The sequence below is a fragment of the Enterococcus hulanensis genome, from assembly GCF_005405485.1.
Classification (GTDB): Bacteria; Bacillota; Bacilli; order Lactobacillales; family Enterococcaceae; genus Enterococcus_A; species Enterococcus_A hulanensis.
Map to the genome: position 1 here is coordinate 50,993 of NZ_BJED01000001.1, position 11,809 is coordinate 62,801.

Below are 11,809 nucleotides of genomic sequence, written 5' to 3' on the forward strand. Positions count from 1 at the left end.
AAGAAAACGCCTTCATAGAAGATAGAATATAGACAAGAGGTGGGGGAAATGATTTTTAGTTCGAATGAAAATATGATGATCAATATTTTGAATTTCGACGAATATGTGTCGGCGAAGTATCTTGCTGAAACATTGTATGTCTCGACCAAGACAGTTTATCGAATGATCAAAAAAAACAATGAACTGTTCATTGAGGAAAAAAAGGTGCCTCTAATAATCTCAGAGCATGGAAAAGGGTACAGGTTAAGTTCAAGGTTTCGCAACAGTGACGTGCACTCGATGGTCGAGTTTGCTGAGGAAAATACGTTGAACGAAGTTGCACTTGCTTTACTGTTTAAATATCCCAACAAGGTCAAGCGTACAGTGATGAACACCGACTATCTGAGCGACAGTTCCATTGAACGTCGGTTGAAAAAAATCGCTGAGATTATAAATAAATATGCTATTCAACTTCATTATGATCGTGAGTATCTATGGCTTAGCGGAAAAGAAGTAACGATTCGAAAAGCTATTAACCATCTTTTTTTAGAGATGAACAAACTCAACAGCCTAAGTGAGATCGGTATAACAATAAATGCAATTGATAAGTATTTTATCGATCAACAGATCGTATTGATCGAAGAAATGCTCAATGAATATATTAATTATCCTTACGATATTACGATTTACACACACATTTATATGGTCATGAAGCGTTACCGGGAGGGCGAGGTACATTACTTAGGAAATCAAGAACCGCTGGAAAAAGAAGAACGATTACTAATGGAGTCAAATCCACAATTGCTAGAAGTCGCAACTAAAATTATTCGAAACATAGAAAACTATCTTTCGATTCAAATGGATTCCTTGGAAATCTATTTTGTTTTTCAAAATATTTATTCCATCAATAGCCAAAAACGAGAAAGCAGCAATGTTGATAAAAAACTAGCAGAGGAGATCACAAAAAAATTTATTACCGACTATTTTATGATTTCGGATGTGACCCTTTTACCAGAGAGCCGATCGCTATATGAGGATTTGTATCAGCATATTTTGCCAATGCTTAGTCGCCTTCGTTCAGGTATCAGGGTGGAAAATAATTTGTTAGATGAACTGCTTTTAGAATATCGATCGACTTTTTTGAAGGTAAAGACATTAGCGGAAGAGATCAATCAGGAGTTGATGTTTGATACGAAGATGAATGATGCCGAAATCGGGTATCTAACGCTCTATTTTGAAAAATATAAGATTCATCGTCAAGAAGATAAAAATATCCTTCTCATTTGTTCAACTGGAGTAGGAACTTCCGAGCTGCTTAAAGTTCGAATCCAACAAAATTTTCCAACGATGAATATTATCGCGACAATGAGCCAAAGGCAGGTTAAAAAGAATCTTGATTTTATAAAGGAGAACGTGGATCTGATTTTTTCAACGATTCGAGTACCCATGGAAATTGAGAATATCCCTATATTGTTAATCAGTCCGCTGTTAATTGACAAGGACATCCAAAATATAAACCACACAATGAAGGAGATAGAGCAATGGAAAAAATAGAATTAAATAAGGTGATCCATGAAGAATTGCTGAAGGTTAGATCAGTGGCAACAACTAAAGCAGAGGTCATCAATGAGTTGGGGGAGTTGTTACAAGAAAAAGGTTTTATCAACTCAACTTCTGAGTTTATCAAAGATGTGTATTTACGAGAGGAGGAAGGTGAAACGGGCATTGGTCAAGGTGTGGCCATTCCCCATGGAAAATCAACAGCTGTTTTAGAGACAACAGTCGCAATCGCAGTGTTGGAACAAGAGATTGAGTGGGAAACCTTAGATGGAGAGGGGGTAAAGGTTGTTATTATGTTTGCGGTCAAAGATTCTGACGTAAACACCACTCACGTTTTGCTCTTGCAGCAAGTCGCGATATTACTGGCAAACAATACATTTATCGAAGCAGTCAAGAATGTTGAGTCAGCCGATGCGTTGTATAAATTGATTACAGAATTTCAATAAAAAGCCATTATAAAGGAGAAGATCAAATGTTAGTAACAGGTAAAGAAATTTTAAGTATTGCAAAGGAACAAGGGTTTGCGGTACCAGCTTTCAATGCAGGTTCAGGTCAACTATTAAATGCGGTGATGGAGGCTTGCGAAGAAGCACAATCACCAGTGATGATCGCGATTCATCCAGATGAGTTAAGTTTTTTGACTGACAGCTTTGTTGCACAGGTAACGTATCTTGCCAACCATTCGAAGATTCCGGTTTGTATCCATTTGGATCACGGTGCTAGCTTTGAGCAAGTCATCCACGCTATTAGTATCGGATTTACATCAGTGATGATCGATGCGTCTCATTTATCATTTGAAGACAATATCGCTGTTTCTAAGAAAGTAGTAGAAGCTGCTCATGCTGCAGGTGTGTCCGTCGAAGCGGAGCTGGGAACGATCGGTGATACTGGAAATACTGTTGAAGGCGGTGTGAGTGAAATTATTTATACTGATCCTAAAGTCGCACAAGATTTTATCGAACAAACTGGCGTAGATAGTTTAGCCGTTGCCATTGGCACTGCGCATGGTATTTATCCGAAAGATGTTGATCCAAAATTGCGTTTAGATATCTTAGAAGAAATCGAAGCTTTGACAGATATTCCACTCGTTCTTCACGGCGGATCAAGCAATCCAGATAACGAAATCAGCAAGGCAGTAACGATGGGTGTGAACAAAATCAATATTTCTAGCGATATCAAAATTGTTTTCGCCAACAAATTACGCGAGGTATTAAATGCAGGAAATAATGAAATCCGCGAACCCAATGTTTTATTCCCGGAATGCATGGAAGAAACTAAGCAAGTCGCATTAGAAAAGATTCACCTATTCAAATCAAATGATAAGGTGAAATATTATTAGAACAAAAGGAGAGATGGTAAATGAAAATTGTTGGAATTGCAGCATGTACTGCCGGCATTGCCCACACCTATATTGCCAAGGAAAAGCTGATTCAAGCAGGTATTGATCGCGGTCACGACATTCACATCGAAACTCAAGGATTAGCAGGAACACAAGATGGCTTGACTCAACAACAGATTGATGAAGCGGATGTAGTTATCATTGCAGCAGATATCAAGGTAAATGGCCGAGATCGCTTTAAAAATAAAAAAATCGTTGAAGTACCGACTGGATTAGTTGTTAAATCGCCAAATAAATTAGTTGAGAAGTTGGAAGAGGTTAAAGCATAGGAGGAAAAAAATGGAAAAGGTGAAACAGATTGGATTCAAAAAACATTTAATGACGGCCATTTCTTTTTTCTTGCCAATTATTGTTGCTTCGGGGTTTTTGTTAGCGATCGGAAACATGATGGGTGGCGCGTCGATTGAGAATTTTCGCGATGGATTTAGCTTTGCTGATACCATGACTACGATGGGTGGTTATGGTTTAGGTTTCCTGCCTATGATCGTATCAACAGCAATCGCGTATTCAATCGCTGATAAACCGGGGATTGCGCCTGGTTTGATCGTAGGATTTGTCGCACATGGTATAGGTACTGGCTTTTTAGGTGGCGTCGTGGGCGGCTATGTTGCAGGTTATATCGTTGTCTTGTTAATGGCGATTATTAAGGTTCCTAAATGGATGGAGGGCTTGCTACCCACGTTGGTTTTGCCGTTTTTAAGTTCGTTTATCGCTGGGATGGTAATGTATTATGTCGTTGGCACACCAATTATTTGGTTCACAGATTTAATCACAGCATATCTTGGGAACTTGAATACTTCGTCGCTGTTTCTATACGGAGCAATTATTGGTGTACTTGCTTCGATTGATTACGGCGGAGCGATCAATAAAGTGGTCTTCGCTTTTGTCTTTGCTCTCTTTTCAGAAGGAATCTATGAACCGATTACCGTTTTGATCTTGGTTTCCATGACAACGCCGTTTGGCTTAACAATGGCTTATTTTATCGGCAAACTGATTAAGAAAAACATTTTCAATAAACAAGAAATTGAAACGTTGAAAACCGCTTTTCCAATGGGGATTTGTCAGATTACAGAAGGCTGTTTCCCTATTGTACTGAACGACCTGGTGCGAAACGTTATTGCGACAGGGGTAGGTGGTGCGATCGGTGGCGGGTTGAGTATGCTTTGGGGTGCAGATAGCCATATCCCAGCTTCTGGGATGTTTGCAATTCCTACAATGACTCGCCCTTGGGCATTTGTGGCAGCCTTACTTATCGGCTCCCTAGCAACAGCGATTACGATTCTATTGTTGAAAAAACGAGTTGACCCGAATGCCGAAGTTATTGCTGAGGAAAAAGAGGAAGAAGATGTATCTTGGGATGATTTGAAAATTTCATAAAGAGAGGAAAGTAAACATGGATTATCACAAACGTGTAGTCAAAATGTTTCAGGATTCTGGTATTGCATTTACTAAAGAAGAAATAGCAGGGATAGATTATGCTGATTTCGGTTTGGATAGAATAGAGATAGAAGGACTCAACTTAATTGTCTATGAAAATAATGACCGGTACTGTGCAAAGGAAATGGTACTATTACCGGGACAGACTTGTCCTGAACACCTTCATCCGCCACGCAATGGAGAGGAAGGAAAAAGAGAAACATTTCGTTGTCGAAAAGGAACAGTCTATCTTTATGTCGAAGGTGAAAAGACTCCTTCTGTTCACAGCACATTGCCAAAAGGTCAGGAGAAATACTATACAGTGATGCATGAAGTTGTATTGCATGCTGGAGAACAGTACACAATTGAACCAAATACTAAGCATTGGTTTCAGGCTGGATCAGAAGGTGCAGTGATTTCTGAATTTTCGTCACCGAGTGATGATGCGAGTGATATTTTTACGAATCCAGAGATTCAGCGAGTGATAAAATAATGGTTGATTCAGACTAGGTGCGCGATGCCCTAGTCTGTTTTTGAAAGGATAATGATGGAAAAATTTAAATTGGAAAACGCGCAAGTACTGGTGGAATTTCTAAGCTTTGGCGGCATACTAACTAAAATGATCAATAAAAAAACAGGACAAAACTATGTATTGGCTTATGAAAAGGATACTGATTATTTATCTAATCCATACTTTTTTGGAGCAACGATTGGACGAAATGCTGGCAGAACCTTTCCGTCTTTTTATCGGGATTATTCTGGTAAGAAAATCATGTTGGATACAAATGAAGGCAGAGTCCATCTTCATGGCGGAAAAAATGGGTTTCATCAAGTTGAATGGCAAGTAGAAATATCGGATCAAACCAGCTGTAAACTATCCTATTTTGACAGTCATTCTTTGTACGACCCAATGAACATAGAGCTAATCTACAGTCTAGAAAAAAATCGTTTTTCAATCAAAGCCAAAGGTACATCGCTGGTTCCAACAGTGTGTAATGTAACTAATCATAGTTATTTCAATTTGAACGAGCAATTAACGATTAAGGACCACCATTTACAGATGGCTGCGGCTGAGATTCAGTTGATCGATGAACAGTTTATTCCAACGACGAAGTATTCTGCAATGCATGAACCTATCTATGCGCCATTTGGTTTTGAACAAGAAAAACCGATTGGTCAAGCACTAGAGTTACAAACAGAGCTTTCAAAAATTTGTGCAGATGGGATCGATTTAGCCTATCGCTTTACTGAAAACGATACGACTAAACCGAGAATTGTCTTGACCGATCCGCAAGAAAAGAATAAGCTAACCGTTTACTCTGATCAAGAAGCTTGTGTTGTATATACCTTAAATAAAATATCCGACAAGGTTAAAACGGATCGTGGGTATCAGGTTGAAAAATTTGGCGGAATAACTTTTGAGATGCAGCGTACCCCCAATTATGTTCAAACTGAAGAAGATATTTTAGCAACTGATTATTCAGCGGTGACAATTTATGAAATTGGATAGGAGGAAGGATGATGAACTATTTTTTAGGTGTCGATCTGGGTACGAGTTCATTAAAAATCATTTTAGGCGATGAAAAAGGTAAGCTGCTTGGGAGCAGCAGTAGCTCATTTTCGATTACTTCGACACAAAATGGCTATAGTGAACAAAATCCTAAGGACTGGTTGAGTGCCTTTGAGCTTGCGCTGACAGAGATTATCCAACAGTTTCCAGAGATAAAAAAGTCGCCTTTGACCATTGGATTTTCTGGGCAAATGCACACTTTGATATTGTTAGATTCGTATGGTGAGGTTCTACGTCCGGCAATTTTATGGAATGATGGGCGAACAACTGAAGAAGTGAAGGAGCTGAAACAGCTAGTAGGTGATCATTTATTGGAAATAGAAAAGAACATTCCATTAGAAGGGTTCACTTTGCCAAAAATAAGATGGATTCAGAAAAATGAGCCCGATTTGTGGGAGCAAACATGGAAATTCATGCTACCAAAGGATTATTTAGTTTATTCATTAACCGGTAATGCTTATACTGAACTTTCCGATGGAGCTGGGACTATTATGGTTGATATTCAGAACCACTGCTGGGATGAAGCACTTTTAAACAAACTTTCTATTCCGCTAGATAAATGTCCTGAAATAAAAGCTTCGACAGCTATTATTGGTGAGATGAAAGACGAGCTGAAAGAAGAATATGGGTTGACCGGAACTGTCAGTTTCGTATTGGGAGGGGCGGATAATGCTTGTGGCGCTTTTGCAACGATTTCTGATCGCCAAGCTCAAGGACTGATTTCAGTAGGAACATCGGGTGTAGTTTTAGCTTACACAGATGCGGAAGAACCTAAAAATTTAGGTAAATATCATTATTTTAATTCTGTAATAGAAAACGTTCATTATAAAATGGGAGTGACTCTTTCGGCAGGTTATTCTCTGGATTGGTTCAAAAAAATCCTCTCGCCAACAGAATCATTTGAAAATTTCACGAAAACCGCTGAAGAAAGTATGATCGGAAGTCATGGAATTACCTTTTTGCCATATCTTTTTGGTGAACGAAGTCCCTATTTTGATACTAATATGACTGGTTCGTTGATTGGTTTACGAGCGCATCATAAAAAGGAAGATATTGTTCGAGCAATCATGGAAGGAATTGCCTTTTCACTAAAAAATGTATACGAAAATATGGGGTACGGGCAAACTAGTCGAATCAAGACTTTTCGTATGACAGGCGGAGTCACCAAAAACCCATTTTGGTTACAAATGTTCGCAGATATATTTCAAGCGAAAATCGAAATACTGGCCTTTGATGAAGGACCGGCATACGGCGCACTATTATGTGCGGTGTCAGGAATGCAGGATGAAGAAATAATCGAAAGCTGGATAGATACTAATTATGTTAAGCATACTTACATTCCAACAAAAGAGGGCAAAAAATACGAAATACCTTACCAGCGGTTTATTCAATTTTCTAGACAGCAATTGACTAATCATTAAATCTTTAAAACTAAAATCAATCAAATAGTAAGCAAATAAGTGTACTCAAGCTTATTTGCTTTTTTCTATTCTTGAGTAGCTAAATGAATTATTTTTGAGAAATTTTATCGTGAAGACTATGATTTAAAATCGTTTTTGAGATAATAGAGACAAAATAAATTCTATTATTAGTGAGAAAACCCTTATGAATAGAGACAGTTTATAAGGACAAGCAGCGTATCAATTCACTTCAAAGATTTAGTTGCTTTTAAGGTGGAACAGTTAGTGTCTGACGCAATTTTGGAGGAACTCAAATGAAACTAGAGGAACTAAAGGATTTACTGTTGCAAGAAAATGAAATCGAAAAGATCCAACGTACAAAGGGCTATAATGTCAATGATCAGCATCTGCCTTTTGAAGAAGTTGAGATTCCTAAAATGCCAAGCAGCAGCTTTTTTAAAGAGGGCAACATTTTCATTAATAAACATCATCGGTATTCAGAAATGCCCAAGCACACGCATGAATTTGTGGAGTTCAACTATATGCTGTCTGGAAGCTGCACACAGTATGTTAATGAGAAAAAGGTGGTGTTGAATGAAGGTGAAATCATTTTGCTAGATAAGGATATCGTTCAACGAATTGATCCATTAGGTCAAAATGATTTATTGATCAATATTTTGCTGAAGGATGAATCAATCACAACGGATATCATCATCAATATGGTCAAATCGACGGGATTAGTCAACGAATTTCTAATGAATGCTTCAAATAAATCTGGCGCACATGATGCTTTTATTCACTTTCATTGTGGGAAGAATGATGAGGTTCAGGAGATCATTCATAATCTGATCTTGGAATATTTTCAAAAGAAAAGGTATTTTATGCGCGCGGCCAACCTATTGCTGTCTCTCTTATTGATCGAATTAACGCGGATGATCGAAGAGGAGAGCTTGGACAATTACCAGAAAAAAGATGAAGAAATCATCAATATCTTAAAGTATATCGATGTTCATTTTAGACACCTTAGTTTGAAAGACTTAGCCGATGAGTTTGGCTATAATCCAAACTATATGGGAAATAAATTGAAAAAGGAAACTGGCAGGACCTTTCAGGATTTGATCAATTCTGCCAAATATCAGACGGCCTTGGAGCTGATGAAGGAAACGGATAAAAGTATCGAAGATATCGCCTATGAAGTTGGTTTCTATTCATTGCCTTCACTGTACAAATTGTTTGCTAGATTCACCGAAAAGACGCCGAAGCAAGTGAAAATACAGATAATTAAAAATGAAATTTAAAAGACTTTCCTTTTTTGAAGGAAAGTCTTTTTCTGTAGTTTGGATAAAAAACATCTGGTCATAGACCATAGTTGGAAATGTGTAATACGCTTACAATTAGCTCGTAAGTTGATCAGCTGATTAGAAAGATGAAATGGAGTGTGTGATTGTGAGTAAAAAAAATGATTCAACAAATTCATTAGTGAAAAGGTATTCACCTTTGGCGACTGCGGCTGGAATAGGTTCTATGCTGGGCTCAGGCTGTATCGTCGGCTTGTCTGCGACGATTCCTGTTTGGCAAAAGGGGTTGGAATTAACGACTGGACAAGTTGGGATTCTTTCAGGTGGTTTGACTTTTGCGATTGCCTTTGGCTCGATGTTTGCAGGAAATATCAGTAATGGATTCGGCTTGATTCGATCGTTTAATTGGCTAAATCTTTTCTATGCGGTTGGTGCGGCGATCTGTATTTTTTCAAATAGTTTCTTGATGCTGTTAGCAGGAGTGATCGTTATGGGAGCGTCATCTGGAGCAGATTTACCAATTAGTTTGACTGTGGTTTCCCATGATGCACCGGATGAAACGACATCGGCTAAGCTGGTTTCTTCAACACAAATCTTTTGGCAAATCGGTGTTTTTATTTCTTATATCTGTTCCTTCTTACTTTCTGGGATCGAAGGTGTTCTGGGGGCGCGGATCGTTTTTGCTATTTTATTCGGCTTTGCAGTAGTGACTTGGCTATGGCGGACACTTTCAGCGAAGTTCAAAATCTTCCATGAAGAAGGCTATGCCCGCCAAGCGGCTAACAAGACGATTACTGAACAAGGCCAAGAGGTATCCTTTAAAACCGTGCTTTTTGGTCAGAACAAAAATAAATATTTAGGGTTCTTCTTAGCCATTATTACTTTTTATGTGTGTTGGAATTTATTGGCAAATACATGGGGTCAATTCCAGACCTATGCGTTAACAAATGCTGGCGCAACTCAAACCCAAGCTACTGGATTGGGAATCGTGCTAAACATTGTTTCTTTAGCTACTACAATTATTTTCGCATCGATTTCTGGTGGGAAATTCCGCAACAAGGCTTTCTTCATCGGTGCTTTCGTACAATTTGCGGCGATGGTAGGCATGGCATTAATCGGCGGCGGAGCTGGCTTTATCGCTTTAGCTATTACGATTGCTTTTTATAATTTCGGTAATCCATTAGCTGGTGAAGCGATTTATAAAGTGTGGACCCAAGAATCATTTCCTGCTGAAACTAGAGCATCGCTTCAAGGCTTCATCAATGGTTTTTCACGATTATGCTGCGGACTTTTTGCTTTTGTTACTCCTTACTTGGTGATGCCGGATCGCATCCAATCATCAATGATTGGATTTGCAGGAATCGTCCTGTTAGCGACCATCGCTGGGATCGTCATGATGAGATTGCAGAAAAAATATGGAACGTCTGAGAATCATAACGTCGAGGCTATTCAAGATACCGATGTCACAGTGCAATAAAAAGAGAGTTAGTGAGGAGAATGAGCATGGCTTTTACCTTTCAAATTAATAATGATGTGGTTTGGGATTATGATAAAAATTTATTAGAAAGAGCAGAGGCGAATATTCCTGCATTGCTTGAAACAGAAGTTCGACCAATTCGGATCGTGGAGCGGATTCCTGAAGATCAGCGAGTAAATGACTTTGAATTACGCGAAAGCAAAAAGAATATTTTGTCATTAAATGATTACTCACTTGGCAGAGATGAGTCGTTGATTTTAGATTTAGGGGATCACTATGTCGGGCAATTTAGTGTTGATATCGCTTCGGTCGGGTCACCGATGGATGCACCGCTATATTTACGATTGAAATTTGCGGAGGTGCCCTCAGAATTGTATGCCGATTCAGCGGATTATGACGGTTGGCTATCGCGATCATGGATTCAAGAGGAATATGTCCACCTAGATGTATTGCCTGCAACATTGAAATTACCTAGGCGTTATAGTTGCCGTTATGTGGAGTTGACGGTGATCGATACTTCGCCTAAGTGGAAAGCAAGCCTCAGTAATCCGTTGTTTGTCGCTAAAAGTTCGGTTTCAATGGATCAATTGCCAGCTGTCACTATTGAAGATGAGGAACTGAAAGCAATCTACAATGTTTCTGTAAAGACGCTGCTGGATTGTATGCAGACTGTTTTTGAAGATGGCCCAAAACGAGATCGCCGATTATGGCTGGGGGATCTGCGTTTGCAGGCTTTAGCAAATTATTACACCTTCAATGATTTGTTTTTGGCTAAGCGCTGCTTATATCTTTTTGGCGGCATGCGTACAAATGATGGGAAAATCCCAGCGAATGTGTTCACAGAGCCAGAGCTGACACCGGATGACACGTTCTTATTTGACTACAGTCTCTTTTTCGTGACCTCGCTATATGATTATGTTGAGCACACAAAAGATTATGATGCCTTAGAAAATCTGTATCCCATCGCCAAAAAAGCTGTCGATTTAGCGCTTGAGCAAGTGGATAGTCAAGGCCGATTAGTTTTAACAGAAGATTGGCCGGTCTTTGTCGATTGGTCCAATGATTTCAAAAAATCAACGGCTGGACAGGCCATCATGATCTATACCTTGAAAAGATTTTTAAAAATAGCAGAAGCCTACAACGAATCGGAAAAAGCACACTATCAAAAACTATTAAATCAGATGGTCGATTTTTCCAAACAAGCCTTATTTGATACTGAACAAAAACAGTTCATTATCGAAGGAACGAATGAAGTGAATGTCGCAAGTCAGGTTTGGATGGTCTTGGCGGAAGTCTTTGATAAGAGAACAAATAAACGCATCATGCGAGAAATGATGAAGAATCATTTTCCTATAAAAGGAATCGCGACACCTTATATGTATCACCATGTGGTAGAGGCACTGTTTATTGCCGATTGCTCAGAAGAAGCGATTAAGTTGATGAAAGACTATTGGGGAAAAATGATCGAGCTTGGAGCAGACACTTTTTGGGAAGCCTTTAAACCAGAAGATCTAGAGTTCTCCCCCTATGGCAGCCCGATCCTCAACAGCTATTGTCATGCTTGGAGCTGTACACCGGCCTATTTGATTGGGAAATATTTGTTGGTAAACAAGTAAAGACAGTTGTCTTTGGATAAAGATGGCTCGAAAAAGCAGCTAGTATTCGAGCCATCTGCTAACACGTCGTTTGTAAGAAATGTCATGGTTATAA

11 protein-coding genes are annotated in these 11,809 nt (G+C 39.0%); all 11 read left to right on the plus strand.

The genetic code is table 11. The features are described from left to right. The first annotated feature begins 48 nt into the window (after window positions 1-48). Entirely contained in the window at window positions 49-1,533 is a 1,485-nt protein-coding gene (locus tag FFR60_RS00215) for a BglG family transcription antiterminator (RefSeq protein ID WP_137662492.1), read from the plus strand. Continuing rightward, window positions 1,521-1,985 (plus strand): PTS sugar transporter subunit IIA, encoded by a 465-nt coding sequence (locus FFR60_RS00220; protein WP_137662493.1) that lies wholly within the window; start codon window positions 1,521-1,523, stop codon window positions 1,983-1,985. The genes FFR60_RS00215 and FFR60_RS00220 overlap by 13 nt, the downstream gene beginning before the upstream one ends. Window positions 1,986-2,011: 26 nt before the next feature. Next, window positions 2,012-2,878 carry a ketose-bisphosphate aldolase gene (locus FFR60_RS00225; protein WP_137662494.1) on the plus strand — a complete coding sequence of 289 codons (867 nt, stop codon included), beginning with the start codon at window positions 2,012-2,014 and terminating at the stop codon, window positions 2,876-2,878. Between the two features lie 20 nt (window positions 2,879-2,898). Then, complete coding sequence (locus FFR60_RS00230) at window positions 2,899-3,207, plus strand: PTS fructose transporter subunit IIB (protein WP_137662495.1); 309 nt, start codon at window positions 2,899-2,901, stop codon at window positions 3,205-3,207. Window positions 3,208-3,217: 10 nt separating this feature from the next. Further along, a complete protein-coding gene (locus FFR60_RS00235) occupies window positions 3,218-4,315 on the plus strand; it encodes a PTS fructose transporter subunit IIC (RefSeq protein ID WP_137662496.1) in 1,098 nt (365 codons plus the stop codon). A gap of 16 nt (window positions 4,316-4,331) precedes the next feature. Then, complete coding sequence (locus tag FFR60_RS00240) at window positions 4,332-4,847, plus strand: D-lyxose/D-mannose family sugar isomerase (RefSeq protein ID WP_137662497.1); 516 nt, start codon at window positions 4,332-4,334, stop codon at window positions 4,845-4,847. Between the two features lie 54 nt (window positions 4,848-4,901). Beyond that, window positions 4,902-5,864: an aldose epimerase family protein gene (locus FFR60_RS00245; RefSeq protein ID WP_171004834.1), complete on the plus strand. Its 963-nt coding sequence runs from the start codon at window positions 4,902-4,904 to the stop codon at window positions 5,862-5,864. 8 nt (window positions 5,865-5,872) lie between these two features. Continuing rightward, the gene (gene xylB / locus FFR60_RS00250; RefSeq protein WP_249354916.1) at window positions 5,873-7,345 is read left to right on the plus strand and encodes a xylulokinase; all 1,473 of its coding nucleotides are present in this window, start codon (window positions 5,873-5,875) and stop codon (window positions 7,343-7,345) included. 293 nt (window positions 7,346-7,638) lie between these two features. Further along, window positions 7,639-8,622: an AraC family transcriptional regulator gene (locus tag FFR60_RS00255; protein ID WP_137662499.1), complete on the plus strand. Its 984-nt coding sequence runs from the start codon at window positions 7,639-7,641 to the stop codon at window positions 8,620-8,622. 148 nt (window positions 8,623-8,770) lie between these two features. Then, window positions 8,771-10,099 carry an MFS transporter gene (locus tag FFR60_RS00260; protein ID WP_137662500.1) on the plus strand — a complete coding sequence of 443 codons (1,329 nt, stop codon included), beginning with the start codon at window positions 8,771-8,773 and terminating at the stop codon, window positions 10,097-10,099. 26 nt (window positions 10,100-10,125) lie between these two features. Beyond that, window positions 10,126-11,715: an alpha-L-rhamnosidase-related protein gene (locus tag FFR60_RS00265; protein WP_137662501.1), complete on the plus strand. Its 1,590-nt coding sequence runs from the start codon at window positions 10,126-10,128 to the stop codon at window positions 11,713-11,715. The last annotated feature ends 94 nt before the right edge of the window (window positions 11,716-11,809 follow it).